Below are 25014 nucleotides of genomic sequence, written 5' to 3'. Positions count from 1 at the left end.
CAGTCCATTTGGCTGGCAGTCCTCGCTCAAACAGGAGATTTCCATGACGAAAACCCGTTCTATCTATGCCCTGGCCGCTTCGGCTGGCGTGGCGCTGGTGCTGCTGACTGGTGCGGGCGCTGCCCAGGCTCGCAGCGACGTTAATTGGTCGGTTGGCATTGGCGTGCCCGGTGTGGTGGTTGGGGCCAGCAATGGCTATGGCTACGGCTACGCTCCAGCCCCGGTGTATGTGGCGCCCCCGGCGTATTACGCGCCCCCACGGCCCGTGTACTACGCACCTCCCCCACCGGTGTATTACGCGCCCCCACGGCCCGTGTACTACGCACCTCCCCCACCGGCCTACTATGGCGGTTATGGCTACGGCCACCGCCATCACGGTGGGCGCGACGGCCGCCATTGGGACCGCTGATCAACCGCTCGCGGTTGTGCGATGGTTGCCTGATATCGGTTGATTGATCGTGCGGTCGTCGGTGGTGGCCACCTATTTGTAACCAAACTCTTGGGCGTGCGAGCCGCTCATCATCGGCAGCATTGCACAGGCTGCCTTTCACAGCGGTCCTTCGGGGCCGCTTTTTTGTTGCGTGCCCATGGCCGTGGGGCCGGGCAGGTGACGGCCGTGTGCCGCCGCATAATCGCGCACTCTGGCCTGCCAGCGTGGCGGGCATCCAGCTTCGGAGCCTTTGCCTGTGAAAACCGTTTTTGTCCTGAATGGCCCCAACCTGAATCTGCTGGGCACGCGCGAGCCCGCCGTGTATGGCGCCGACACGCTGGCCGATGTTGAAAAGCTCTGCGAGGCCGCGTGCCAGCGCCATGGTTTTGCGCTGCGTTTTCACCAAAGCAACCATGAGGGCGCGCTGGTGGACTGGATTCACGAGGCGGGTCGACTGCACGCCGCTGGTGAGCTTGCTGGCGTGGTGATCAACGCGGGTGCCTACACCCACACCAGCATTGCGCTGCACGACGCTACCAAAGGCACGGGCATCACGCTCATCGAGCTGCACATCAGCAACGTGCACGCACGCGAGTCTTTCCGCCACCACTCTTATATGGCGGCGGCGGCCAAGGCCGTGATGTGTGGGTTTGGTGTGCTGGGCTACGGCCTGGCCATCGACGGGCTGGCGCAGTTGCAGGCCAAGGCTGCGGCCTGAGGCGCTGAGCGGCCTCGCCCTGCTTTTCCTTCCTTTTGCCTGCAAAGCCGGATGGCCCCCGTCGCACCGCGCACCCTACCGGCATGACTACACCACCGCGTTTCGAGATTCGTGACGATGAGGTCGAGATCACGGCCATGCGTGCCCAGGGGGCGGGCGGGCAAAACGTCAACAAGGTGTCCAGTGCGGTGCACCTGCGCTTTGACGTGCGGGCATCATCGCTGCCCGAGGACGTGAAAGAGCGCCTGCTGGCCTTGCGCGACACGCGCATCACGCAAGAGGGCGTGGTGGTCATCAAAGCCCAGCAGTACCGCAGCCAGGAGCAAAACCGCGCAGATGCGCTGGAGCGGCTGAACGCCTTGGTCAACACGGTGGTCGTGCCCCCACGTGTGCGCCGCGCCACCAAGCCCACCTATGGGTCCAAACAGCGCAGGCTTGAGGGCAAGACACAGCGCGCCGAGACCAAGGCATTGCGCGGCAGGGTTCGCGACGGGTCCTGATGCGTCGGCCGGATGGGGCGCTTGCGCTGCGTGGCGGCGGGTGGGCGGTATGGAGGGCGGCAGGCTGATGCGGCGCTTTGGGGTGCATTGGCACCAACGGTAGAACAATCTGTTGGGCCTTTGGGGCTTGGTAACGGGCGCTGTCCGCCCTACATTCAATGCATCACCGAAGGGAAACCGCCATGCCTGTCATTACCGCTTCCACAACCACAACGTCTGCCTCCACCGCGACTGCTGCCAGCATTGAGCGCAATGCGGCGACGCTGCCGGCGCTGTTTGTCTCACATGGCGCGCCGCTGTTTGCCATCGACGCTGGCACCACGGGCCCGGCACTCACGCAGTGGGGCGCATCACTCAAGGCGCAATACCCCGGCCTGCGTGGCGTGGTCATCATGTCGCCGCACTGGATGGCGCGCTCTGCCCAGGTCATGACCGGGCCGCAGCCCGCTACCTGGCACGACTTTGGTGGGTTTCCCCCCGCGTTGTACGAACTGCAATACCCGGCCGCAGGCTCGCCCGCGCTGGCGCAAGAGGTGCTGGGCCTGCTCCAGGCTGCCGGTGTGGCTGCGCAAGGCGATACCGCGCGCCCTTTTGACCATGGCGCCTGGGTGCCGCTGATGCATTTGTTCCCGCAGGCCGACGTGCCCGTGGTGCAGGTGGCGCTGCCCGTGGGGGCGGGCCCCGCCGAGGTGTATGCGTTGGGTGCCGCCTTGCGCAGCCTGCGCAGCCAGGGCGTGCTGGTGGTGGGCTCGGGCAGCATGACGCACAACCTGGCCGAGTTTTTTGGCGGCGAGCGCGAGCCAGCGCCGTATGTGCTGGAGTTCAGCCGCTGGATCGAAAGCGCGCTGGCACGTGGCGACATGAAAGCACTGCTCAACTACCGCAGCGAGGCCCCCCATGCCAGCCGTGCACACCCGACCGAAGACCATTTCTTGCCCATCTTCTTTGCGCTGGGGGCTGCCGGCGACGATCTGCACGCCAACTACTTGAGCCGCGAGGTGATGTACGGCATTCTGTCGATGGACGCCTTTGCCTTGGAGCCTGTGCATTGACTCGTTGAGCAAGGTTTCATCGTCACCATCGTCATCAGCGACTGCTGCTGCAGCAGCAACATTTCCACCAACACATCAGGCGCACCCACATGCTGAATCTACCGCTTACTTTCTTGCAACGACCCGCTTCTGCCACCACACCCCGCCCCTGGCTGCTGGTGTTGATGCACGGGGTAGGCAGCAACGAACAAGACCTGTTCAGCCTGGCGCCGCAGATCCCCGAGCGCTTTCATGTGCTGAGCCTGCGCGCACCGTTTCGGATGGGGCCGGGCTCCCATGCCTGGTTTGATTTTTCCATCGAACCCGGTGGCGAGCGCTCCATCAATGAAACCCAGGAGGCGGAAAGCCGGGCCCTGATTGCCAGGACCATCGAGTCGGCGGCCGAGCAGCTGGGTATTCCCCCCGAACGTGTGGTGGTGGGGGGCTTCAGCCAGGGCGGCATCATGGCGCTGTCGCTGCTGCTGACCCAGCCTGCGCTGATGCAGGCTGCCATGGTGTGGCACAGCCGCTTGCTGCCGCAGGTCATACCGCTTGCAGCGCCCGCTGACGCACTGCGGGGCAAGCAGCTGTGGCTGAGCCACGGCGTCCACGACAACGTGATCCCGCTGGCCAACGCGCTGGCCATCGCGCACCACATGGCGCCCCTGCCTGTGACCGTGACCTATCGCGAGTTCCCTGGCGCGCACGAGATACGCCCGGCCGAGCTGACTGCCACCGTAACGTGGCTGGATTCGCTGGCAAGCACGCCAACGGCGTTCTGAGTTTTTCTGACCACGTGGTAGTTGATTGCCAGCGCGTCGCCTACATCGCGTTACGCGCCCCCCATCGGCTGGGTTTCCAATAGCGCCTTCGCTATGGGATGCATGGGGGAACGCCTGGTGCAATACAGGGTCGCACAGGTCCTGTTCCCGCACTTTGAGGAGACCCGATGCCCGATCAAGACACCGCCGAGTTCCGTCCCGCGCCTGCGCGCACCGCCCCCGCCCCCTGGCTCGTTGCCGCCGTGCTGGCCTGCGGGGTGGCCGCCGGTGCCGCATGGTGGTTCTGGTGGCGGCCGGTGGAGCCGCCCGCTGCACCGCCGCCGGTAGTCAGCGCGCCTGCGGCGCCTGCGCCAGAGCCCGTGGCATCAGCCCCCTTGCCGGAAGCGTCGGGCCCGCAAAACCCGGTGGATGCGCTGGCCCGCGCCGATTCAGCACTGCCTGCGCTGGCCGAGTCTGACAAACGCGTGGGCGAGTTGTTGGCCGAGCTGCTCGGGCGCGACAAGGTGATGACCTATCTGCTCACCGACGGTTTTGTGCGCCGCGTGGTGGCCACGGTAGACAACCTGGGTCGTGCCCATGCCCCATCGCGCATGTGGCCGGTGCCGCCCACGCCGCAGCGGTTTGTGGTGGATGGTGAGGCCGATGGCAGCAGCAATGCACCCACCACCGTGTCTGCCTCCAATGCCGCTCGCTACACCCCCCTGCTGGCGTTTGCCGAGGCAGTGCCCATGGAGCCCGCAGTGGCGTTGTATGCGCGCTTGTACCCGCTGTTCCAGCAAGCCTACGAAGAGCTGGGCTACCCCCGGCGTTATTTCAATGACCGACTGGTGGCGATGCTGGACCACCTGCTGCAGGCGCCAGAACCCCAGGCCCCGCTGCGGGTAAAGCTCACGCCCGTGAACACGGAAGTGACCAACTTGCGCCCGTGGGTGCGATATGAATATGCCGACCCAGCGCTCGAGTCGCTGTCCAGCGGGCAGAAGATCCTGGTGCGCATGGGCCCCGCCAACGAGGCGCGGGCCAAGGCGTTGATCCGCGACCTGCGCAAGCGCGTGGCCACGAGCGAAATCGCGCGCAAATAGTGTTTTTTGCCAGGCGGGGCCTGTATCACGCCGCAGGCAGCGGCAGCGCCGTCTTGTAGCGCACCTGCTTGAGCGCAAAGCTCGACCGTATTTTCTCGACGCCCGGAATGGGTGCCAGCTGCTCCAGAATGAACCGCTCCAGCGCCCCGATGTCGGCCAGCGCCACGCGAATCAAATAGTCGCTGTCGCCGCTCATCAGGTAGCACTCCATCACCTCGTCGTGCTCGGCAATGCGGCGTTCAAAGTCGGCCAGGGCTTCCTTGCTCTGCGTCTTGAGGCTGATGCTGATGAACACATTCAGGCCCAGCCCCAGCGCCGCCGCGTTGGCCAGCGCCACATAGCGGCTGATGACACCTGCCGCCTCCAGCGCCTTCACGCGCGCCAGGCAGGGCGAGGGTGACAGGTGTACGCGCCGTGCCAGTTCCACGTTGGACAAGGAGCCGTCGGCCTGCAGCTCGGCCAGAATGCGCAAATCGAGGGTATCCAGTTTCATGTGCTGCAGTTTATGGCTTTGGCGGCATAAAGTGCCATGGTGGCGTGGCGTGAAAGGCAAAACGGCAACTCATTTGGAGCCCGCCTCGCTACAGTGGCTTCCATGAACGCCCTCACACCCCACGCCCTGCTGCAACCAGCCCCCGGCGCCACGCCCGACGCCGACCCTGAAGAAACCGCCGAATGGCGCGATGCCTTCCTGGCGCTGGTCGCCACCGAAGGCCCCGAGCGTGCGCGGCACATGCTGCAAGAGCTGGTGCGGGTGGCGCGCGCGCAGCGCATTGGCTGGCACCCCGACCTGAACACGCCGTATGTGAACACCGTGGCGGTGCAAGACCAGCCCGTGTTCCCCGGTGACCTGGCGGTGGAAGAGCGCGTGGCCTCCATCGTGCGCTGGAACGCGCTGGCCATGGTGGTGCGTGCCAACCAGGCGTATGGCGAGCTGGGCGGGCACATTGCCAGCTACGCCAGTGCGGCCGATTTGTTTGAGAGCGGCTTCAACCACTTCTTCCGCGCCCGTGAAGGCCTGGGCGAGGGCCAGCACCGGGGCGACTTGGTGTTCTTTCAGCCGCACAGCGCGCCCGGCGTGTACGCGCGGGCATTTCTCGAAGGGCGCTTGTCTGAACAAGACCTGATGCACTACCGCCAGGAAATCACCGCGCCCGCCGCCAGGGCGCAGGGCCTGTGCAGCTACCCGCACCCGTGGCTGATGCCGGACTTCTGGCAGTTCCCCACCGGGTCGATGGGCATCGGCCCCATCAGCAGCATCTACCACGCGCGCTTCATGCGTTACCTCACACACCGCAACCTGCTCAACTGCACGGGCCGAAAAGTGTGGGGCGTGTTTGGCGATGGAGAGATGGACGAGCCCGAATCCATGAGCGCGCTGACCCTGGCCGCGCGCGAGGGGCTGGACAACTTGGTCTGGGTGGTCAACTGCAACCTGCAGCGCCTGGACGGCCCGGTGCGCGGCAATGGCCGCATCATCGACGAGCTCGAGCGCCTGTTCGCCGGTGCGGGCTGGAACGTGGTCAAGCTGGTGTGGGGCAGCGACTGGGACGGCCTGTTTGCCCGCGACCTGACGGGCGCTCTGGTGCGCACGCTGCAAGGCACGGTGGATGGGCAGATGCAGACTTTTGCGGCGAAGGACGGGCGCTTTAACCGCGACAACTTCTTTGGCCAAAGCCCTGAGCTGGCCGCGCTGGCGCAAGGAATGACGGACGAGCAGATCGACCGCTTGAAGCGCGGCGGGCACGACCTGGTGAAGATCCACGCCGCCTACGCCGCCGCTGCCGCCCACAAGGGCCAGCCCACCGTCATCCTGGCCCACACCAAAAAGGGCTACGGCATGGGCCAGGCCGGGCAGGGCAAGATGACCACGCACAGCCAGAAGAAGCTGGACGACACGGACCTCATCGAATTCCGCAACCGCTTCAACCTGCCGCTCACTGACGAGCAGGCCACGGGCCTGGCATTCTTCAAACCTGCCGAAGACAGCCCCGAGATGCGCTACCTGCGCAGCCACCGCCAGAACCTGGGCGGCTACCTGCCGCGCCGCGAGACGGCGTGCGGCGCGCTGCCCGTCCCATCCATCGATAGCTACGCGCAGTTCGCGCTGCAGGCCGATGGCAAGGAGATGAGCACCACCATGGCCTTCGTGCGCATGCTGGGCACGTTGCTCAAAGACGCCACGCTGGGCCCGCGCATCGTGCCCATCGTGGCCGACGAGGCGCGCACCTTCGGCATGGCCAATCTGTTCAAGCAGGTCGGCATCTACAGCAGCGTGGGCCAGCGTTATGCGCCCGAGGACATCGGCTCGGTGCTGAGCTACCGCGAGGCGCTGGACGGCCAGATCCTGGAAGAAGGCATCAGCGAGGCCGGCGCCATTGCAAGCTGGACGGCTGCTGCAACGAGCTACAGCGTGCACGGCCTGGCCATGCTGCCGTTCTACATCTACTACTCCATGTTCGGCTTCCAGCGCGTGGGCGACGCCATCTGGGCGGCCGCGGACCAGCGTGCGCGCGGCTTTTTGCTGGGCGCTACGTCGGGCCGCACCACACTGGGCGGCGAGGGCCTGCAGCACCAGGACGGCAGCAGCCACCTGGTGGCAGCCACCATCCCCAACTGCAAAGCCTACGACCCGGCCTATGCGGGCGAGATGGCCGTGATCATCGACGCCGGTATGCGCGAGATGGTGACCGAGCAGCGCGACGTCTTCTACTACGTCACGCTGATGAACGAGAACTACGCCCAGCCCGACCTGCCTGCCGATGCGGCAGAAGGCGTGCTGCGTGGTTGCTATGTTTTTAAGAGCTACTCGCGATTTATGGACGGGCGCGATAGCCCTATTTCATCCCAATCTGTCACCCTGATGGGCTCCGGCGCCATCCTGACCGAGGTGGTCAAGGCGGCGGAGCTGCTGGCCGCCGGAGGCGTGGATGTGACCGTGCTCAGCGTGACCAGCTGGAGCCAACTGGCCCGCGATGGTGTGGCGTGCGAACAGCGTTGGCTGGCGGGTGAATCCACGCCTGCACCCGCATGGCTGACGCAGCAGCTGGCCGCGACGCGCGGGCCGGTGATTGCCGCCACCGACTACGTGCGCGCCGTGCCCGAGACGGTGCGCGCGCTCATCCCCGAGGGCCGCAAGTATGTGACCCTGGGCACGGATGGATTTGGGCGCAGTGACACGCGTGCGGCATTGCGCCAATTTTTTGGCGTGGACGCTTCCAGCGTGGCCCACGCGGCGCGGCGCGCGCTGGCTGCTGGCTGATGAACGCGGGCTCTGTGCGGGCGCGTGCTGCTGTCCCGCCATTCATCCATTCCACCACCTGGGTGGGTCAGGGTGGGGTGGGTGACTACCATTGCCCCATTCGGCACAGGCTTCCTACACCGGCCCAGTAACCGTGAGAGGGCGCCATGACACACGTCACCTGGGACCACAACCCGCCGACCACCTGGATGGCCACCGTGGACGGACAAGCACTGTGCTCCATCAAACGCAAAGACATTGGCGGGTGGACCGCCGTCTGGACGGACGATCGCCTGTGGCCGCCGCCATCCCATTTGCCCAAGGCCAAGCCGCAACCCACCCAATTTTTCAGCAGTATGGAAGATGCCAAACAGGCGGTGGAGCATGCGCTGGCGACGTGAGCCCTTGTTGGACCTGAACCCATCAGGCATCAGGCATCAGGCTTGGTTCTGTTGGGTTCTGTTTTGCTCTGGCCCGCTTCTTTTTTGGTAGCGTTCAGCGCAATACCATAAAGCGCTAGGGCCAGATGAACTCATAAAATTTCTCGGCCTGAGAAACCACCAATCACCGCGCCAGCAACGCGCAAAACCGCGCCAGGTCCACATTGCCGCCGCTGATGAGCACGCCCACGCGCTGGCCCTTGAGGTCATCACGCATGGCCCGCGCGGCTGCAAAACCCAGGCAGCCCGTGGGCTCCACGATGAGCTTCATGCGCTCGGCAAAAAAGCGCATGCTGTCCACCAGCTGTTCGTCTGTCACGGTCAGGATGTCGTCTACATCACGCTCGATGATGGGGAAGGTGATGTTGCCCAGGTGCTGCGTCTGCGCACCGTCGGCAATCGTCTGCGGCGTGTCGATGTGCACGATGGCGCCGCTGCGAAACGACTGCTGGCCATCGTTGCCCGCTGCAGGCTCCACGCCATAGAGCTTGGTGTGGGGCGACAGCGCGCGCGTGGCCAGGGCCGAGCCCGACAGCAGGCCACCGCCGCCCAGGCACACAAAGAACGCATCGAGCGGGCCGACCTCTTCAAACAACTCCTTGGCGGCAGTGCCCTGGCCCGCCAGTACATCGGCATGGTCGTAGGGTGGGATCAAGGTGAGGCCGTTGCGCTCGGCCAGGTCGCGCGTGATCTGCTCGCGGTCTTGCGTGTAGCGGTCGTAGAACACCACGGTGGCGCCATAGCCCTGCGTGGCCGCCACCTTGGCGGCGGGCGCGTCCTGCGGCATCACGAGGGTGGCAGGAATGCCCAGCTCGCGCGCGGCCAGCGCAATGCCCTGCGCATGGTTGCCCGACGAGAACGCGATCACGCCCGCTTTGCGCTGCGCTGCGTCGAATCGGGCCAACGCGTTGAATGCACCGCGGAACTTGAAGGCGCCCATGCGCTGCAGGTTCTCGCACTTGAAGAACACCTGCGCACCAAACTCTTCGTTGATGGTGCGTGACGTGAGCACCGGTGTGCGGTGCGCGTGGCCGGCAATGCGGCCGGCAGCGGCCACCACGTCGTCGTAGGTAGGCAGGGCAAGAGGCGTTGAGGACATGGGGGGACTCCGGTGGGATGGAAAAAACGGATAAAAAAAGCGTGCGATGCGGTCAAGGCGATAGGCAGGAGGCCGTGGGGCCGCTCGCGCGGGCCCTGCGTGTCGGCGCCCACGGCATTGAGGTGGGTGCCGGGCTGCCCGGCGGCTGTGTGAAAGCCTTTTGCTCGGCACTGCGTGCAGCACGTCTGGCGGCTGCCGCAGGGCACTGATCTGATGGGTGGCCAGCGGCGCAAGCTGGGCTTGCGCGCCGGGGTGTGCCGGGGGATTACTTGGCATCACCGTACACCGTGGCGCGTGACACGCCCAAATGCCGGGCCACCACGTCCATGGCGCGGCGCACTTCCATGCAGCCTGAGTCTTTCAGCTCACGCAATAGCGCACGCCGCTCTGCGGCCTTGAGCGCGCGCGGTGCGGTGGACAGGCGCGCCGCGAACTGGTCGATGCGCTGGCGAATGGCCTCGGCGCCGGCCGGGTCCAGCGACTCGGTGAGCCCCGTGTCCCCGTCGATGGCGGTGAACTGTCCCACCACACTTTGCAGGCTGCGAAACAGGGTGAGGTCCACGTTCAGGCACAGCGCTGCGATGTACTCGCCCGATGAGTCCTTGATGCCCACCGACGTGCTCTTGGCCTGGCGCCCGTCAGAGAACTGGTTGGCGTAGTTGGCAATGACCTGGGGGTAGTCGGGGTCGGCAATGCGTGCCAGGCCCAGCTCGGTGGTCGGGTCGCCTATGCGGCGGCCCGACAGGTTGTTGTGGATGGCCAGGATGGCATGTTTGGGGTCCAGCAGGTCGTGCACGACCACCTCGCAGAACGGAGCAAAGGTGGCGGCCAGGCCTTGCGCGACCTGTTCGATCTGGCTGAGCAAGGCGATCTGTTCAGCGCTGCGCGCAGGTGCTCGCCTGCGCGCACGGGTGGGCGGCGAGGAGCGGTGGGCGGCTTCTTTTGGCATTCCGACAATTTATCCAGATTTAGATAAATTGTCAAAATCAGACAGAATGTCTAAACCCTGCTCTGCCTGGCGTTGGCCAGCGGAGCCAGCGGAGGGGCTTGTCAGCGTGTGATGATCGGGCGCTTGAAAAACGCATCCAGCACGGGCATCAACGCAGGGAACTCTTGCGCGAACCTTGTCGGGTTCACGAAATAGGCTTCGCAAGCCACCGCAAAAAATTCGGACTGCGAGGTGGCCCCATAGGCATCCAGCCAGGGGCGCTCGGCGCCAAAGCGCTCGGCCAGGATGACCCGCTCTCGGAACTGTTCGTACGCGGGCTCCCACGCAGCCCACCAGGCACCATAGGCTGCGCGGCCGCTGCGGGTGCCCATGAAGCCTGCGGGCAGGGGCGGGCAGCCGTTGGGCTGGCCATTGCGCATGTCCAGCTTGTGCACAAACTCGTGCACCACCACGTTGTGGCCGCGCGCCGTGTTCTCTGCCGCGTTGGCGATGTGCTGCCAGCTGAGCATGATGGGGCCGCGCTCCATGGCTTCGCCCAGCAGGACCTGGGTGTGCTCGTGCACCACGCCGGCCTCGTCCACCGTCTGGCGGCGTGCGACGGCCTCTCCGGGGTGCAGCACGATGGTGACGAAATCGTCATACCAATCGAGCGCCTTGGCCGGGTCGCCCCAGTGCAACAGCGGCAGGCAGGCCTGGGCCGCAATGTCAATGGCCATGGCGTCGGTCACCACCAGGCCGTGTGCGCCATGGAATTGCTTGTGATGCAGGAACAGCGCGCTCAAGGCGCGCAGCTTGGATTGGTCGTGCAGCGACAGGGCTGCCAGAAACGGGTAGCGCCCCAGGGTCTGGAGCCACAGCGTGGCAGAGATGTCGGGCACTGGGGCTACCGTGGCGCGGACACGGCTCCAGAGCCGGTTGAGGAGAGGGGGCATGGCGATCAAGCAGCAGGCGGCGAAGCCCCGCGCAGTTCAGGATCGCTCGTACTTGGGGGCCAGGGGCAGCCGTTCCAAGCCCGCGTGGGACAAACGCAGTGTTTCCGCGCGGGGTGGTAATGCTGCGGCGTCCCAGTCGCTGAGCACTACACGCTGTAAGCCAGGGGCCAGCGCGTGGTCGCCGGGGCGGTGGGTGTGGCCGTGGATGAGCGTATGCGCCTGGGCCGCCTGCAGCCAGGCGATGGCGGCTGGGCCGTCCACGTCGGCATAGGTGACGCCCGACTGTTTGCGCGCCTCGCTCTCCTGGCGGATGCCGCGTGCCTGCGCGCGGCGCGTGGCCAGGGGCTGGGCGAGAAAGTGCTGTTGCCACTCGGTGCTGCGCGCTTGCACGCGAAAGCGCTGGTAGTCCACGTCGTCCAGGCACAGCAGGTCGCCATGGCTGAGCACAAAGCGCTGGCTATTGAAGACGAGCACGGTCGGGTCTGAAAGGCCCGTGATGCCGCAGTGGGCCAGAAACGCAGGCCCCGCCAGAAAGTCGCGGTTGCCATGCATGAAGTACACCGGCAGACGCTGCGCCGCTGCTTTCAGGGCTGCACAGCCTTGGGCTTCGAAGCTGCAGGGTTCCTGGATGGCATCGTCGCCCACCCAGACCTCGAACAGATCGCCCAGGATGAAAAGGGCGTCGGCATCGGTGGCCTGCAGGTAGTGCTGCCACGCGGCCACGGTGGTGGGCTCGCCGGCTTGCAGGTGCAGGTCCGAAATGAAATCGACCGTGCGCCAGTGCGAGGGAGCGATGAGCTCCTCGAACCGGGGCACGGTCGTGGTCACGGCGGATGTGATTTTGTCAGTCATCCATTGCGCTATGCGGAATCCCTGGCCCGTAACACGGGCACGGCCTAAGCCAGGGACGCCGAGCAAGAGTCGCCCCGCAGCGAGGGCGTCGTCCCCCTTCCCGCACTGCGCAGCGGTGCGAGAGAAGGGGGAAGGCGCGCAGCGCCACAGGGGGATGTCCCATATTTCAAAGGGCCACGGCCTTCTCGATCACAACGTCTTCCTTGGGCACGTCGTCATGGAAGCCCGAGCGGCCTGTTTTCACGGCCTTGATCTTGTCCACCACATCGGTGCCGCCGACGACCTTGCCAAACACGGCGTAGCCCCAGCCCTGGGCCGAGGGGGCAGTGTGGTTCAGGAAGCCGTTGTCGGCCACGTTGATAAAGAACTGTGCAGTGGCCGAGTGGGGGTCGCTGGTGCGGGCCATGGCCACGGTGTAGTTGGCGTTCTTGAGGCCATTTTGGGCTTCGTTCTCGATCGGCGCATCCGAGTTCTTTTGCTTCATGCCGGGCTCAAAACCACCGCCTTGCACCATGAACCCAGGGATCACGCGGTGGAAGATGGTGTTGTTGTAGTGGCCCTTGTTCACGTAGGCCAGGAAGTTCTCCGTCGACTTGGGGGCTTTGTCGGCGTCGAGTTCGAGGGTGATGACACCGTAGCCGGTGATGTGCAGTTCGACTTGGGGGTTGCTCATGGCAGGTTCTTTCGGAAAGGAGTTGTCAGACAGAGGTGGAGGGGTCACTTCACCAGGGTGGCGGAGTTGATGGTGACCGGCGCGGTGGGCACGTTCTGGTACGGGCCTTTGTTGCCCGTGGCCACGGCCTTGATCTTGTCGACCACGTCCGTGCCCTGGACCACCTTGCCGAACACGGCATAGCCGTGGCCGTCAGGGCTGGGGGCGTTGAGCATGGCGTTGTCCTTCACGTTGATGAAGAACTGCGAGGTCGCTGAGTTGGGGTTGCCCGTGCGCGCCATGGCGATGGTGTAGGTGTCGTTCTTGAGGCCGTTGCTGGCTTCGAGTGCGATAGGGGCCTTGGTGGGCTTTTGCACCATGTCGGCGGTGAAGCCACCGCCCTGGATCATGAAGCCGTCGATCACGCGGTGAAAAATCGTGCCGTCGTAGTGTTTGTCTTTGACATAGGCGAGGAAGTTCTCGACCGTTTTGGGCGCCTTGGCTGCATCCAGCTGCACCACGATGTCTCCCATCGAGGTGGCCAGCTTGACCTTGGGGGCATCCTGTGCCTGGACGGGTGCTACGGAAAACATAGCTGCTAGCGCAATACTGGCAAGCGCCAGGGTTGAATTTCTTCTGGAAATCATCCAATCACTCCTTCGAAAAATATCTGCCATTGTTGGCCCCGCCGCGTCCAGTACTGGCGCTTGACGGGGCCGGTACGGGCGCCTTCGGCGACTTCGCCGAACGTTACCACCATGGTGTCGGCCGAGTCCGTCCACCGCAGGTAAGACCTGTCCTTGAGCTGGAGTTCCCGGCCCTTGAGCGCGCGGGTCTCGGCCTGCAGCACTTGGGACCACTCGTTCAGCGGCTTTTGGCGATAGCTTTGAAAGTCGGGGGCATAAAAGCCCAGCAAACGCTTCATGTCGCCCTCGGTCTTGGCGTTGCGCCAGGCGTTGAGCACGGCATCAAACGACTTGCGCTCGGCCTGAATACTGTGCGGCTGCACCCATTGCAACTGGCGTGCAATGACCACGGGGGTGGAGCGCGGCTCCACCGTGCGCAGAATGCGTTCGAGGTCGGGATTGGCCAGCACCAGGCACCCATCGGACGCCAGCGGTGCGCGCGAGAACTGCTCGGGCGGTGTGCCGTGCAGCCAGATGCCGCTGCCGGTTTTGCCCCGGCTCTGGTCCAGTGGGTTGGGGTAGTTGATGGGCAGGGCGCCAGCGCCGTAAAAGTCCTTGAGCGTGGCGGGATCGAGGCGGCTCGTAATGAAATACACGCCCAGTGGCGTGCGCTGGTCGCCTTCCACCACCTTCTCTATGCCAAGCTTGCCCACCGACGCGTAATAGTCGGCCACCAGCCGCAGGCCCTGGGCGGTGTTTTCGAACAGATACAGCCGTGAGCGCGATGCATCCACCGCAATGGCGTGGCGCGAACGCGTTGACAGCTCCAGAAAGTGCGCCGGCACGCTGTGCGCTGGCGGGCGGCTGCGTTGGGCCTCCAGGCGCTGGCGCCACTCGGTGCGCAACTCTTCCAGTGTCGTGGCCGCCTGAAGGCCCGGGACCCCATCGGGCACGGGTGGCATCGTGCCCAGCGTTCGCGGGGTGGGCACAGGGCGGGTGCGCGACATCAGCAGATCGCCCACGGCCAGCTGTGCCAGTTGAAAGTTGGGGTAGTCGCGTGCCAGGCTTTCGGCCTGCACCAGGGCCTCGCGGCTACGGCCTGCGGCCACCAGCTGATAGACCGCCATCAGGCGGGTTTCGGCTTGGCCGTCGCGCAGCGCAGGCGGGGCAGGCACTGCTGTAGCTGCAGCTGCAACCACCTTGCTGGCGCGATGCCCTCGCGCGCCCTGGGGCAAGACGGGCGTCGCCTGCAGCAGGGCTGCCAATGCCAGGACGCTGCCTGCAATTCGGCGGCGCGCAGCGGGCCCATGCATCAACATGCGTGATAGCACGGGCCGGTCAAGGCAAAAAAAAGCCCACGCCTGAGGCGCGGGCGCCGGGGCTGGACGCACGATCAACCGCCGGTGGATTCGCGGACGATGGCCCAGCGGCCATTGTTGTTGATCAGCTCCAGCGTCTTGCGGCTGGCCACATTGAGCGCATCGGCGCTGTAGGCCTGGCGAAAACGGGCTGTGGCCTTGTTGCCATTGACCGACACCGTGACGTCCGACAGCTTCACGCTGATCTTCGATTTGCCCACGATGCGCGCTTCGCGCTCTTTTTCCCAGGCCGCGCGGGTCTGGCGGCCTGGCGGGTCAAACGACTTGTCGTAGGCGCCCAGATACGCCTTCATGTCCTTGGCGGTCCACGCATCTGCCCATGCCTGCACCGCAGCCGTGACGGCCTGAATGGATGCATCGCTGACCACGGCGGTGGCTGAGGCCGGTGTTGGTGCTGCCGCAGCCGGGGCTGGCGCGGCGGCAGGGGCTGGCGCTGGGGTTGCCGCAATGGCAGGGGCCGGGGCCGGGGCAGGCGCGGGCGCAGCAGGTGCGGGTGCGGGTGCGGGCCTTTGGGTCATCACCACCGCTGGGGCTGCCGGCGCAGCGGCGGGCGGCGTGGCGGACGTGGCTGCGTGGCGCCCCGCCTTGCCCGTGGTATCGGTCGAGAACAGCTCACGAATGAGAGCCAGCTTGGGCTTGAGGGACGTGGCGTTGTTGGCGTCCAGCTGCAGGGCCTTGTTGTAGGCCTGGCTGGCGAGCTTGGCGTAGATGTCACCCAGGTTTTCTTGCGCCGTGGCGTAGCTGGGGTTGGTGCGGATCGCCATCTCCAGCGCGGTGCGGGCCTTGTCCAGCTGGTTCTGGTTGGCGTACAACACGGCGAGGTTGTTGTAGGGTTCGGGGAGCTCGGGGTACTCTTCCGTGAGCTTGGTGAAGGTGGCGATGGCGTCGGCCTGTTTGCCCGAATCCGTCTGGGCCACGCCGCGCAGGAAGCGCAGCTGCGGATCGCGTGGGTTGGCGGCCAGCCGCTGGTCTGCCTTGACCAGGGCTTCTGCTGACTTGCCGGCCTTGAGCAACTGGGTGATCTCGGCATAGTCGTCCGCCTGGGCCACGCCGGTTCCCATCAGGGCGGTCAGGGCCAGCAGGCGCAGAAGGCGTGGAAGTGTGCGTCGGACTTGCTTCATGGGGATCCAGGGGTGGGGGCGGCGTCGGGCCCGGGCCGGGCTTATACTGCGGCGGATTGTAGCTGAGGGGGTTGTCATGACGGTACGCTGTTGCCGCAGGTGATTTCGCTGTGCGCCCTAGGCGGGCGCACCCCCTCCAGGGGCTCGCCCCCGTCGCTACAGGGCGCTGGTTCGCCCCATTCCCATCCGATCTCCCGTAACTGAAACCCCATGAGTTTGCGCATCTACAACACGCTGTCGCGTGCATTGGAAGAGTTTTCCCCGCTCGAACCTGGCCATGTGCGCATGTATGTGTGCGGCATGACCATCTATGACCTGTGCCACATTGGCCACGCCCGCATGATGATGGCGTTTGATGTGGTGCAGCGATGGCTCAAGGCCAGCGGCCTGCGCGTGACCTACGTGCGCAACATCACCGACATTGACGACAAGATCATCAAGCGCGCGCTGGAGCGCGGCATCACCATTCGGGCGCTCACCGACGAGATGATTGCCGCCATGCACCAGGACATCGGCCTGCTGGGCATCGAGCCGCCGTCGGTCGAGCCCCGCGCTACCGAATACGTGCCCCAGATGCTCTCGCTCATTGGCCAGCTGGAAGGCAAAGGCCTCGCTTACCGCGCGAGCAACGGCGACGTGAACTATTCGGTGCGCAAGTTCGACGGCTACGGCAAGCTTTCGGGCAAGTCGCTCGATGAATTGCGTGCTGGCGAGCGTGTGGCGGTGGATGACGGCAAGCAGGACCCGCTCGACTTTGTGCTGTGGAAGTCGGCCAAGGCCGACGAGCCGCCCGAGGCGAAATGGGACAGCAGTTTTGGCTCGGGCCGCCCTGGCTGGCACATTGAATGCTCGGCCATGAGCTGCGCCACCCTGGGCGAAACGTTTGACATCCACGGCGGCGGAGCCGACCTGCAGTTTCCCCACCACGAAAACGAAATCGCCCAGAGCGAAGGCGCCACCGGCAAGCCGCTGGCCAAATTCTGGATGCACAACGGCTTTGTGCGGGTGGACAACGAGAAGATGTCCAAGAGCCTGGGCAACTTCTTCACCATCCGTGATGTGCTGAAGTCCTACGACGCGGAAACGGTGCGCTTTTTTATCGTGCGCGCGCACTACCGCAGCGCGCTCAACTACAGCGACGCGCACCTTGACGACGCACGCCAGGCCCTCAAGCGCCTTTATACGGCGCTGAGCCTGGTGGGCCAGGCGGATGTGGCGGCCATCGACTGGGCCGACCCGTATGCCGCGCGTTTCAAGGCCGCGATGGACGACGACTTCGGAACGCCCGAAGCCGTGGCGGTGCTGTTCGACCTGGCGGGTGAGGTCAACAAGACCGGTTCGACCGCACTGGCCGGGCTGCTCAAGGCGTTGGGAGGGTGCCTGGGGCTGCTTCAAGGCGATCCCAAGGCCTTCCTGCAATCGGGTGCGAACGCCAGCGATGCCGACATTCAGGCCCAGATCGCCGCGCGTGCCGCCGCGAAGGCGGCCAAGAACTTCGCCGAAGCCGACCGCATTCGCAATGCGCTGCTGGCCCAGGGCATCGTGCTCAAGGACTCCGCGTCGGGAACCACCTGGGAAGCCGCGCAGTGATGATTTCTGAGTTTCTAATGAAAACGGCCTCTGGCGCTTATGGAGTATGCGTTGGCAGCTTCTAAAAAGATAGCGACTGAAGGCCAGGCTGTGGCCCCTGCACCTGTGCCTGCATCTGCCCCTGCCCCTGCGCTCGCCACGCCTGAGTACTGGGCCGAGGCCTGCAAACACCTGGTGAAGAAGGACCGGGTGATGAAGCGCCTGATCCCGCAGTTTGGCGATGCGGCGCTGCACACGCGGGGTGACGCATTCACCACGCTGGCGCGCTCCATTGTTGGCCAGCAGATCTCGGTGAAGGCCGCACAAACCGTGTGGGAGCGTTTTGCGGCGCTGCCCCGCAGCATGAAGCCCGCCAACGTGCTCAAGCTCAAGATCGACGACATGCGCGCGGCGGGCCTGTCCGCGCGCAAGGTGGATTACCTGGTAGACCTTGCCGTGCACTTCGATGACGGCAAGCTGCACGTGAAGGACTGGGCGGCGATGGACGACGAGGCCATCATTGCCGAGCTGATCGCGATTCGCGGCATCGGCCGCTGGACGGCCGAGATGTTTTTGATCTTCTATTTGATGCGGCCCAATGTTCTGCCACTGGACGACGTGGGGCTGATCAACGGCATCAGCCAGAATTATTTTTCAGGCGATCCGGTCAGCCGCAGCGATGCCCGGGAGGTGGCCGAGGCCTGGAAACCCTGGTGCAGCGTGGCGACTTGGTATATTTGGCGCTCGCTCGAGCCCCTGCCCGTTGCTTATTGACACATTTTCACAGGCACGCTGGTGACAGCGCGTGCCATTCGTGGCGGCCCCTGCAGGGCGCGACCCAAGGAGAAAAACGTTGGCCAAAAAGACCTTTCTGGATTTCGAACAGCCGATTGCCGAACTCGAATCCAAAATCGAAGAACTGCGCTACGTGCAGACCGAGAGTGCTGTCGATATTTCTGAAGAAATCGACCAGCTCAGCAAAAAGAGCCAGCAGCTCACCAAGGACATCTACAGCGAGCTTAGCCCCTGGCAGATCACCAAGATTGCTCGCCACCCCGAGCGTCCCTACACGCTCGACTACGTGCGCGACATCTTCACGGATTTTGTCGAGCTGCACGGCGATCGCCACTACTCGGATGATCTGTCCATCGTGGGTGGCCTGGCCCGTTTTAACGGCCACGCCTGCATGGTGCTGGGCCACCAGAAGGGCCGCGACACCAAGGAGCGCGCCATGCGCAACTTTGGCATGAGCAAGCCCGAGGGCTACCGCAAGGCGCTGCGCCTGATGAAGACGGCCGAGAAGTTCAAGCTGCCCGTGTTCACCTTTGTGGACACGCCCGGCGCTTACCCCGGCATCGATGCCGAGGAACGCGGCCAGTCCGAGGCCATCGGCCGCAATATCTTCGAGATGGCGCAGCTCGAAGTGCCCATCATCACCACCATCATCGGCGAAGGCGGCTCGGGCGGCGCGCTGGCCATCAGTGTGGGCGACCAGGTCGTCATGCTGCAGTACGCCATCTACTCCGTGATCAGCCCCGAGGGCTGCGCGTCCATCCTCTGGAAGACCAGCGAGAAGGCCCAGGAAGCGGCCGACGCCCTGGGCATCACCGCGCACCGCCTCAAAGCCCTGGGCCTGGTGGACAAGATCGTGAGCGAGCCCGTGGGCGGCGCACACCGTGACCACAAGCAGATGGCCGCCTTCTTGAAGCGCGCTCTGGGCGATGCGTTCCGCCAGGTGGCCGACCTCAAAACGAAAGACCTGCTGGACCGTCGCTACGACCGGTTGCAGAGCTATGGGAGGTTCAGCGACACCAAGGCGGATAGCCGCTGAGCGCCAACGTCCCTAAGAACGTGTTCACGATCTAAGTGCCTAAGGCCCGCAGCACCCCGGGCTCTTTCGCGTGCTTCATCTTCAGCGGCCCTTTTGGGGCCGTTGTTGTTTGATGGGGCAGCGGGCCATGGTGCCATTCCGGCCGTGGCCGCCAACGCGGTGCCCACCCAACCCACCCCGATGTGAAGCGCGCCTTGAATCCCGCCATCGATGGGGTTCCATCGGTGATCGCCACCGGTAACCACGACCGTGACGGTGATCCTGATCCATACCATGATGTGATGGGCGCGCGTGGCGAAGGGAGCGTGCCCTGGATAATCGGCGCCCATGTACTCCCGCTCCGTCTTTTGTTTTTGTGCCTGTGATTCGTTACCGCCGCTTCGTGGCGCCAGCCAGCGGTTGGCATGACCCAATCGTTCGACGCAGCCATGCAGGCCTTCGCGCCCGCATTGCCTTTGGCGGTGGGTCTGAGCGGTGGCGCAGACTCTACGGCGCTGTTGCTGGCGTGTGCGCGACGTTGGCCCGGGCAGGTGCAGGCCATCCATGTGCACCACGGTTTGCAAGCAGCAGCCGATGGTTTTGAACAGCACTGCGTGCGCCTGTGCGAGGGTCTGAAGGTGCCGCTTGTGGTGCAGCGGCTGGATGCCCGCCACGCCCCTGGCCAGAGCCCCGAAGATGCAGCACGGCAGGCAAGATACAAGGCTTTTGAGGCTGTGGCGCTTGACTGTAAAGCGCAAGCTGCTATCAAATCAATAGCTATTGCGCAGCATGCAGATGATCAGGCCGAGACCCTGCTGCTGGCGCTGTCGCGCGGCGCGGGCGTTGCCGGGCTCGCCGCCATGCCTGCCCGCTGGGAGCGCGCAGGTGTGGCGTGGCACCGCCCATTGCTGCAGGTGGCCGCCGGTGACGTTCGCCGCTGGCTCGGTGCGCAGGGACAGTCTTGGGTGGAAGATCCCACCAACAGCGACGAGCGCTATACCCGCAACCGCATCCGGGCGCAGCTTTTGCCTGCCTTGGACGCGGCTTTTCCTTCCTTTCGTGACACGTTTGCGCGGTCGGCGTCGAATGCGGCGCAAGCCGCCGAGCTGCTCGAAGACCTGGCGCGGCAGGACCTGGCGCTGGTCGGCGCACCACTTCACATCACCCGGCTACAAGGGTTGAGCCGTGCCCGCCAGGCCAATGTGTTGCGCCACTGGCTGCGCAGTACCCACCAGACCACCCCGGCGGCGGCGCAACTGGGCGAGCTGCTGGACCAGGTGGCGGCCTGCACCACGCGGGGCCACCGCATTCATATCAAAGTAGGGCGCGGTTTTGTTGTGCGGACCGGGCCAATACTCGATTGGTACAATCCCCAGGTTTTGGTCCCCTAATCGTACGAACAACGGCGGCGCGCCAAAACAGTGTTTTCAACCTGCGCCGTGGCTTCGGATTCGTCACCCCAATAATTCCAATGGCATTGATCGTTCACAAATACGGCGGCACCTCGATGGGCTCTCCGGAGCGCATTCGCAACGTCGCCAAGCGCGTGGCCAAGTGGGCCCGCGCAGGCCACCAGATGGTGGTGGTGCCCAGCGCCATGAGTGGCGAAACCAACCGGCTCCTCGCGCTGGCCAAGGAACTCGCCCCCTCGCGCGCCACACCCGCTTACAACCGCGAACTGGACATGCTGGCCTCTACGGGTGAGCAGGCTTCTTCCGCATTGCTGGCGATTGCGCTGCAGGCCGAAGGCATGGGTTCGGTCAGCTATGCGGGCTGGCAAGTGCCCATCCGCACCGACAGCAGCTACACCAAGGCACGCATCGAGTCGATCGACGACCAGCGGGTGCGTGCGGACCTGGACAGCGGCAAGGTTGTTATCGTCACGGGCTTTCAGGGCATCGATGACGAAGGCAACATCACCACGCTGGGCCGTGGCGGCTCCGACACCTCGGCGGTGGCTGTGGCAGCGGCCATGAAGGCCCACGAATGCCTGATCTACACCGACGTGGACGGTGTCTACACCACCGACCCCCGCGTGGTGCCCGAGGCGCGCCGCCTGCTGACGGTGAGCTTCGAGGAAATGCTCGAAATGGCCAGCCTGGGCAGCAAGGTGCTGCAGATCCGCTCGGTCGAGTTCGCCGGTAAATACAAGGTGCCCATGCGCGTGCTGTCCAGCTTCACGCCCTGGGACATAGACATCAACGAAGAAGCCAAGTCCGGCACGCTGATCACTTTTGAGGAAGACGAAAAAATGGAACAAGCCGTCGTATCCGGCATCGCTTTCAACCGCGACGAGGCCAAGATCTCGGTGCTGGGCGTGCCAGACACCCCCGGCATCGCCTACCAGATCCTGGGCGCTGTGGCCGACGCCAATATCGAAGTCGATGTGATCATCCAGAACGTGAGCAAGGAAGGAAAAACCGACTTTAGCTTCACCGTCAATCGCGGCGACTATGCCCGCACCATCGAATTGCTCAATGAAAAAGTGCTGCCCGCCTTGGGCGCGCAAGAAGTGGTGGGCGACACCAAGATCTGCAAGGTCAGCATCGTCGGCATCGGCATGCGCAGCCATGTGGGCGTTGCCAGCAAGATGTTCCGGGTGCTGAGCGAAGAGGGGATCAACATCCAGATGATCTCCACCTCCGAAATCAAGACCTCGGTCGTGATTGACGAAAAGTATGTCGAACTGGCCGTGCGCTCTCTGCACAAGGCATTCGACCTCGACCAGCCAGTCGCCTGATCGGCCAGAAACGCCTCTGAAATGAGGCATAATAGCTGGATTGGAAACGTGACCGAGTGGCCGAAGGTGCTCCCCTGCTAAGGGAGTATGGGGTGTAGAGCCTCATCGAGGGTTCGAATCCCTCCGTTTCCGCCAAGATAAAGCCTAAGTAGTTCATCTACTTAGGCTTTTTTCTTTGGTGCATTGAAATGCCACATTCCTCAGGCGCAGAGCGCTTCCTTCCGCTCCAGCACGGTTTTTATGCCATGGAGCCGGTGCGCGGGGTGCGCGGGTCCGTTGGTTTGTTCCGTTTTTTGCCGCGCCAGATCACTCGTCGAGTGATGCGCTCCAGCGTTTTCCCCAGTCTGCCGCTTGGGTTCGCACCTTGTCGATCTCGCGGCGATCACGTTTGGTCGGGCGGCCCTCCACCAAGGTGGCGGCAGGCTCGGGGGCCAGGCGGCGTTGTTCGGCTGCCTGTTCGCGCAGGGCGATGCTTTCGGCTGTTTCCTCGTAGAGCTGTTGGGCCACGGGTGCGGGGCCCCGGGCTCCGCTGAGTCCTCTGACCGTGACGGTGCGCGTCACTGGGCCCTGGCGCATGGCCACGATGTCGCCGCAGCGCAAGTCCCGCGCCGGTTTGGCGGCCTGGCCGTTGAGCGTGACGCGGCCCTTGCTGATTTCTTCGGTGGCCAGGCTGCGCGTTTTGTAAAAACGCGCGCACCACAGCCATTTATCGAGGCGCATTGTCTCCAGCATCGTGTTCATGAAGACGATTGTGCCGCTTGTGGGCGCAGTCCGTCGTCTGGTGTGGGTGCTGCAAGCGGCAGGCGCACCACGGCATCCAGGCCGATGACGTGGTTGCCTTCCATGCGGTTGGTCAGTGCGATGCTGCCGCCCAGTGCCAGAACAATCTCGTGGCAGATGGCCAGGCCCAGGCCGCTGCCGCTGCGCACGTCGCCCGCCGAAAACGGCTGAAACAGGCGCGTTGCCAGCTCTGAGTCGATCCCGTGGCCCTGGTCGCTGATGGTGAGCGCCATGTGGCGGCCGTCGCTGCGCAGGTCCACCGTCAGCTCGCTGCCGGGTGGCGCGTGGCGCACGGCGTTGTGCAGCAGGTTGCGGCTGAGCTCGCGCAGCATCCATTCGTGCGCTTGCACCAGGGCCGCGTCGGTGTGAATGCCGAAGTCCAGGTTGCGCTGCGCGATCAGGGGCGATATCTCCAGTGCCACGGCGCGCAGCACCTCGTCCATCCGCGTGGCAGGTGGCGTGTTTTGCTGGCGCAATTGCTCGACCTTGGCCAGTGCCAGCATCTGGTTGGCGAGCTGGGTGGCGCGGTCCACGGTGTCGCTGATCTCTTGAAGTGCCTGCAGCGGCTCCACGTCGCCCCGCAGCGCCGACTGCACTTGTGTCTTGAGCACCGCCAGCGGCGTGCGCAGCTGGTGTGATGCGTCACGCACAAAGCGCTTTTGGTTGCGCAGCAGATGGCGCAGGCGTTGCATCACCTCATTGGTGGCGTCCAGCAGGGGTTGCAGTTCACGCGGCGCCAGGGGCGCGGTGATGGGGCTCAGGTCTCCCTCGCGGCGCGACTGCAATTGCTTGCTGATTTGCCATACGGGGCGGGTGGCCAGTTGCACCACCACCACCACGGTGAACGCGATCACCACAATCAGCAGCGCCTGGCGCAGCAGGGTGTTCCACAAAATATGCAGGGCCAAGGATTCGCGCATTTCCAGCGTCTCTGCCACCTGGATCACCGCCATGGCGCGGCCTTGTGCGCTGGCCACGGGTTGCAGAAGCACGGCCACTCGCACGGCACGGTCGCGAAATTGGTCGTCGTAAAAATCCACCAGTGCCGCATAGGGTGGGCGCATGGGGATGTTGCCGTGCCACACAGGAAGGTCTTCAAAGCCCGACACCAGGTCGCCCTTGAGTGTGGAAACCCGGTAGAACATCTGGCTCTGGTTGTCTGCCTCGAAGGCCTCCAACGCCGAATAGGGCACGGTGGCACGCAACCGGGCCTGGTCGTCGAAACCCGTGACATCCAGCTGTTCGCTGATGCTTTTGGCAGACGCCAGCAGGGTGCGGTCATACGCCGTATGGAGCGACGCCAGCGTCTGTTTGTAGAGGCTGAGGGTGTTGAATGCGATGAACAGTGTGACGGGCAGCAAGATGCCCACAAGCAGGCGCCGCCGCAGCGAATGGTTGCGGCTGGCGCGGGTGATGCGCGCAATGGCGGTGCTCATGTATCGGCACGCAGCAGATAGCCCAACCCACGCAAAGTCATCAGCGTGAGGCCCGTTCCCGTTAATTTCTTGCGCAGCCGGTAGACCACCACTTCGATGGCTTCGTATTGCACGTCCAGCTGGCCCGGGAACACCAGCTCATACAGCCGCTCCTTGGTGACGGCATGGCCCGGCTGCGCGAGCAGCGCGTGCATCAGGGCCAGTTCGCGCGGGGTGAGTTCCATCACCTCACCGTTGAGGTACAGCGCACCGCTGTCCTTGTCATAGCGGATGGCGCCTATCTGCAGGGTGCTGGGCGCCACAGGCGTGCCAGGGTCGGCGCTGCGCCGCACCAGGGCACGCAGGCGCGCTTCGAGTTCATCCAGGTCAAAGGGCTTGGGCAGGTAGTCATCTGCACCGGCGTTCAAGCCCATCACGCGGTCCCCCACGGTGCCGCGCGCGGTGAGGATCAGTACCGGCGTGCGCAGACCCCGCGAGCGGGCCTGCTGCAGCACCTGCAGGCCATCGAGCCCGGGCAGGGTGAGGTCCAGGATGACCGCGTCGGGTTGCCGGGCGGCCCATTGGCTGAGCGCTGAACGGCCATCCCCTGCGGCCGTGACTTCCATGCCGCGGCGGGTCAGCGCGCGGTGCAGGGTGGCCTGCATGGTGGGGTCGTCTTCAACAAGAAGCAGTTGCATGCGCGGCACCATATCACCGTCTCAGACGCTGTTCAGGGTTTTTTCTGCCCCTTTGAAAAGATCCCCTGCAACTTCGTGTGGTGTCGGTCGTATGGGTGTTTTCCCTGAGTTCGAGGACAGCCGTTTGACAGGCAGCGCGCGCATCATCAAGCGGTTCGCCAACCCTCC

General features: G+C 64.6%; 25 protein-coding genes and 1 tRNA gene. 14 read left to right on the top strand and 12 right to left on the bottom strand.

Translation table 11 applies throughout. The annotated features are described in order from the left end of the window. Window positions 1–43 precede the first annotated feature (43 nt). The 6 genes from KI609_RS15635 (at window position 44) to KI609_RS15610 (ending at window position 4543) form a co-directional block, all read left to right on the top strand. Window positions 44–409, top strand: coding sequence for a hypothetical protein (locus KI609_RS15635; protein ID WP_226444506.1), 366 nt, complete (start codon window positions 44–46; stop codon window positions 407–409). A gap of 277 nt (window positions 410–686) precedes the next feature. Further along, window positions 687–1148: a type II 3-dehydroquinate dehydratase gene (gene aroQ / locus KI609_RS15630; RefSeq protein WP_226444505.1), complete on the top strand. Its 462-nt coding sequence runs from the start codon at window positions 687–689 to the stop codon at window positions 1146–1148. Window positions 1149–1231: 83 nt separating this feature from the next. Then, window positions 1232–1648, top strand: coding sequence for an alternative ribosome rescue aminoacyl-tRNA hydrolase ArfB (arfB, locus tag KI609_RS15625; protein WP_226444504.1), 417 nt, complete (start codon window positions 1232–1234; stop codon window positions 1646–1648). Window positions 1649–1830: 182 nt separating this feature from the next. Then, entirely contained in the window at window positions 1831–2700 is an 870-nt protein-coding gene (locus KI609_RS15620; protein ID WP_226444503.1) for a dioxygenase, read from the top strand. 89 nt (window positions 2701–2789) lie between these two features. Beyond that, window positions 2790–3461, top strand: a complete 672-nt coding sequence (locus KI609_RS15615) for an alpha/beta hydrolase (RefSeq protein WP_226444502.1) — start codon at window positions 2790–2792, stop codon at window positions 3459–3461. A 167-nt stretch (window positions 3462–3628) separates the two neighbouring features. Then, complete coding sequence (locus KI609_RS15610) at window positions 3629–4543, top strand: DUF3014 domain-containing protein (protein ID WP_226444501.1); 915 nt, start codon at window positions 3629–3631, stop codon at window positions 4541–4543. A gap of 25 nt (window positions 4544–4568) precedes the next feature. Here the strand turns inward: KI609_RS15610 and KI609_RS15605 are convergent, their stop codons facing one another. Beyond that, window positions 4569–5036, bottom strand: coding sequence for an Lrp/AsnC family transcriptional regulator (locus KI609_RS15605; protein WP_226444500.1), 468 nt, complete (start codon window positions 5034–5036; stop codon window positions 4569–4571). A gap of 102 nt (window positions 5037–5138) precedes the next feature. Here KI609_RS15605 and mdeB point away from each other — a divergent pair, with 102 nt between their 5' ends. Together mdeB and KI609_RS15595 are read left to right on the top strand one after the other, a co-directional pair. Beyond that, a complete protein-coding gene (gene mdeB, locus KI609_RS15600; protein ID WP_226444499.1) occupies window positions 5139–7805 on the top strand; it encodes an alpha-ketoglutarate dehydrogenase in 2667 nt (888 codons plus the stop codon). A 146-nt stretch (window positions 7806–7951) separates the two neighbouring features. Further along, window positions 7952–8185, top strand: a complete 234-nt coding sequence (locus KI609_RS15595) for a hypothetical protein (RefSeq protein ID WP_226444498.1) — start codon at window positions 7952–7954, stop codon at window positions 8183–8185. Between the two features lie 163 nt (window positions 8186–8348). Here the strand turns inward: KI609_RS15595 and KI609_RS15590 are convergent, their stop codons facing one another. The 8 genes from KI609_RS15590 to KI609_RS15555 all read right to left on the bottom strand — a co-directional run bounded on the left by KI609_RS15590 (window position 8349) and on the right by KI609_RS15555 (window position 15834). Further along, the gene (locus tag KI609_RS15590) at window positions 8349–9323 is read right to left on the bottom strand and encodes a threo-3-hydroxy-L-aspartate ammonia-lyase (protein ID WP_226444497.1); all 975 of its coding nucleotides are present in this window, start codon (window positions 9321–9323) and stop codon (window positions 8349–8351) included. A gap of 265 nt (window positions 9324–9588) precedes the next feature. Further along, entirely contained in the window at window positions 9589–10272 is a 684-nt protein-coding gene (locus KI609_RS15585; RefSeq protein WP_226444496.1) for a transcriptional regulator, read from the bottom strand. 101 nt (window positions 10273–10373) lie between these two features. Further along, a complete protein-coding gene (locus KI609_RS15580; protein WP_226444495.1) occupies window positions 10374–11204 on the bottom strand; it encodes a zinc-dependent peptidase in 831 nt (276 codons plus the stop codon). 36 nt (window positions 11205–11240) lie between these two features. Beyond that, window positions 11241–12056 carry a UDP-2,3-diacylglucosamine diphosphatase gene (locus KI609_RS15575; protein ID WP_226444494.1) on the bottom strand — a complete coding sequence of 272 codons (816 nt, stop codon included), beginning with the start codon at window positions 12054–12056 and terminating at the stop codon, window positions 11241–11243. Between the two features lie 166 nt (window positions 12057–12222). After that, window positions 12223–12729 carry a peptidylprolyl isomerase gene (locus KI609_RS15570; protein WP_226444493.1) on the bottom strand — a complete coding sequence of 169 codons (507 nt, stop codon included), beginning with the start codon at window positions 12727–12729 and terminating at the stop codon, window positions 12223–12225. Window positions 12730–12773: 44 nt separating this feature from the next. Then, the gene (locus KI609_RS15565; RefSeq protein ID WP_226444492.1) at window positions 12774–13355 is read right to left on the bottom strand and encodes a peptidylprolyl isomerase; all 582 of its coding nucleotides are present in this window, start codon (window positions 13353–13355) and stop codon (window positions 12774–12776) included. Next, entirely contained in the window at window positions 13352–14653 is a 1302-nt protein-coding gene (locus KI609_RS15560; RefSeq protein ID WP_413463432.1) for a L,D-transpeptidase family protein, read from the bottom strand. The genes KI609_RS15565 and KI609_RS15560 overlap by 4 nt, the downstream gene beginning before the upstream one ends. Window positions 14654–14727: 74 nt before the next feature. Further along, on the bottom strand, window positions 14728–15834 hold the full coding sequence (locus KI609_RS15555) for a nuclear transport factor 2 family protein (protein WP_226444491.1): 1107 nt from the start codon (window positions 15832–15834) through the stop codon (window positions 14728–14730). A 210-nt stretch (window positions 15835–16044) separates the two neighbouring features. On the opposite strand from KI609_RS15555, the gene cysS reads away from it, so the two are divergent. From cysS to KI609_RS15525, 6 genes are all read left to right on the top strand, one after another. After that, window positions 16045–17424, top strand: a complete 1380-nt coding sequence (gene cysS, locus KI609_RS15550; protein ID WP_226444490.1) for a cysteine--tRNA ligase — start codon at window positions 16045–16047, stop codon at window positions 17422–17424. A 51-nt stretch (window positions 17425–17475) separates the two neighbouring features. Then, window positions 17476–18177, top strand: a complete 702-nt coding sequence (locus tag KI609_RS15545) for a DNA-3-methyladenine glycosylase family protein (protein ID WP_226444489.1) — start codon at window positions 17476–17478, stop codon at window positions 18175–18177. Between the two features lie 79 nt (window positions 18178–18256). Beyond that, entirely contained in the window at window positions 18257–19234 is a 978-nt protein-coding gene (locus KI609_RS15540) for an acetyl-CoA carboxylase carboxyltransferase subunit alpha (protein ID WP_226444488.1), read from the top strand. Window positions 19235–19638: 404 nt separating this feature from the next. Next, entirely contained in the window at window positions 19639–20604 is a 966-nt protein-coding gene (tilS, locus tag KI609_RS15535; protein ID WP_226444487.1) for a tRNA lysidine(34) synthetase TilS, read from the top strand. A gap of 80 nt (window positions 20605–20684) precedes the next feature. Next, window positions 20685–21953, top strand: a complete 1269-nt coding sequence (locus KI609_RS15530; protein WP_226444486.1) for an aspartate kinase — start codon at window positions 20685–20687, stop codon at window positions 21951–21953. A gap of 42 nt (window positions 21954–21995) precedes the next feature. Beyond that, window positions 21996–22088, top strand: a tRNA-Ser gene (locus KI609_RS15525). Window positions 22089–22259: 171 nt separating this feature from the next. Here the strand turns inward: KI609_RS15525 and KI609_RS15520 are convergent. The 3 genes from KI609_RS15520 to KI609_RS15510 are packed head-to-tail and all read right to left on the bottom strand — an operon-like array spanning window position 22260 to window position 24846. Then, window positions 22260–22694 (bottom strand): RNA-binding S4 domain-containing protein, encoded by a 435-nt coding sequence (locus KI609_RS15520; protein WP_226444485.1) that lies wholly within the window; start codon window positions 22692–22694, stop codon window positions 22260–22262. Beyond that, window positions 22691–24169, bottom strand: a complete 1479-nt coding sequence (locus tag KI609_RS15515; RefSeq protein WP_226444484.1) for a sensor histidine kinase — start codon at window positions 24167–24169, stop codon at window positions 22691–22693. The genes KI609_RS15520 and KI609_RS15515 overlap by 4 nt, the downstream gene beginning before the upstream one ends. Further along, window positions 24166–24846 carry a response regulator transcription factor gene (locus KI609_RS15510; protein WP_226444483.1) on the bottom strand — a complete coding sequence of 227 codons (681 nt, stop codon included), beginning with the start codon at window positions 24844–24846 and terminating at the stop codon, window positions 24166–24168. Before KI609_RS15510 ends, KI609_RS15515 begins: the two co-directional genes overlap by 4 nt. Window positions 24847–25014: the final 168 nt, after the last annotated feature.

The organism is Acidovorax radicis, assembly GCF_020510705.1.
GTDB lineage: Bacteria > Pseudomonadota > Gammaproteobacteria > Burkholderiales > Burkholderiaceae_C > Acidovorax > Acidovorax radicis_A.
Note: the sequence above shows the minus strand (reverse complement) of the source record. Positions and strands in the feature narration are given on the sequence as shown.

Excerpts from the sequence above, each read along its gene's own strand:
- KI609_RS15635 (WP_226444506.1), top strand. The coding sequence starts at position 44 with ATGACGAAAACCCGTTCTATCTATGCCCTGGCCGCTTCGGCTGGCGTG.
- arfB (WP_226444504.1), top strand. The coding sequence starts at position 1,232 with ATGACTACACCACCGCGTTTCGAGATTCGTGACGATGAGGTCGAGATC.
- KI609_RS15620 (WP_226444503.1), top strand. The coding sequence starts at position 1,831 with ATGCCTGTCATTACCGCTTCCACAACCACAACGTCTGCCTCCACCGCG.
- KI609_RS15615 (WP_226444502.1), top strand. The coding sequence starts at position 2,790 with ATGCTGAATCTACCGCTTACTTTCTTGCAACGACCCGCTTCTGCCACC.
- KI609_RS15610 (WP_226444501.1), top strand. The coding sequence starts at position 3,629 with ATGCCCGATCAAGACACCGCCGAGTTCCGTCCCGCGCCTGCGCGCACC.
- KI609_RS15605 (WP_226444500.1), bottom strand. The coding sequence starts at position 5,036 with ATGAAACTGGATACCCTCGATTTGCGCATTCTGGCCGAGCTGCAGGCC.
- mdeB (WP_226444499.1), top strand. The coding sequence starts at position 5,139 with ATGAACGCCCTCACACCCCACGCCCTGCTGCAACCAGCCCCCGGCGCC.
- KI609_RS15595 (WP_226444498.1), top strand. The coding sequence starts at position 7,952 with ATGACACACGTCACCTGGGACCACAACCCGCCGACCACCTGGATGGCC.
- KI609_RS15590 (WP_226444497.1), bottom strand. The coding sequence starts at position 9,323 with ATGTCCTCAACGCCTCTTGCCCTGCCTACCTACGACGACGTGGTGGCC.
- KI609_RS15585 (WP_226444496.1), bottom strand. The coding sequence starts at position 10,272 with ATGCCAAAAGAAGCCGCCCACCGCTCCTCGCCGCCCACCCGTGCGCGC.
- KI609_RS15580 (WP_226444495.1), bottom strand. The coding sequence starts at position 11,204 with ATGCCCCCTCTCCTCAACCGGCTCTGGAGCCGTGTCCGCGCCACGGTA.
- KI609_RS15575 (WP_226444494.1), bottom strand. The coding sequence starts at position 12,056 with ATGACTGACAAAATCACATCCGCCGTGACCACGACCGTGCCCCGGTTC.
- KI609_RS15570 (WP_226444493.1), bottom strand. The coding sequence starts at position 12,729 with ATGAGCAACCCCCAAGTCGAACTGCACATCACCGGCTACGGTGTCATC.
- KI609_RS15565 (WP_226444492.1), bottom strand. The coding sequence starts at position 13,355 with ATGATTTCCAGAAGAAATTCAACCCTGGCGCTTGCCAGTATTGCGCTA.
- KI609_RS15560 (WP_413463432.1), bottom strand. The coding sequence starts at position 14,653 with ATGTTGATGCATGGGCCCGCTGCGCGCCGCCGAATTGCAGGCAGCGTC.
- KI609_RS15555 (WP_226444491.1), bottom strand. The coding sequence starts at position 15,834 with ATGAAGCAAGTCCGACGCACACTTCCACGCCTTCTGCGCCTGCTGGCC.
- cysS (WP_226444490.1), top strand. The coding sequence starts at position 16,045 with ATGAGTTTGCGCATCTACAACACGCTGTCGCGTGCATTGGAAGAGTTT.
- tilS (WP_226444487.1), top strand. The coding sequence starts at position 19,639 with ATGACCCAATCGTTCGACGCAGCCATGCAGGCCTTCGCGCCCGCATTG.
- KI609_RS15530 (WP_226444486.1), top strand. The coding sequence starts at position 20,685 with ATGGCATTGATCGTTCACAAATACGGCGGCACCTCGATGGGCTCTCCG.
- KI609_RS15520 (WP_226444485.1), bottom strand. The coding sequence starts at position 22,694 with ATGAACACGATGCTGGAGACAATGCGCCTCGATAAATGGCTGTGGTGC.
- KI609_RS15515 (WP_226444484.1), bottom strand. The coding sequence starts at position 24,169 with ATGAGCACCGCCATTGCGCGCATCACCCGCGCCAGCCGCAACCATTCG.
- KI609_RS15510 (WP_226444483.1), bottom strand. The coding sequence starts at position 24,846 with ATGCAACTGCTTCTTGTTGAAGACGACCCCACCATGCAGGCCACCCTG.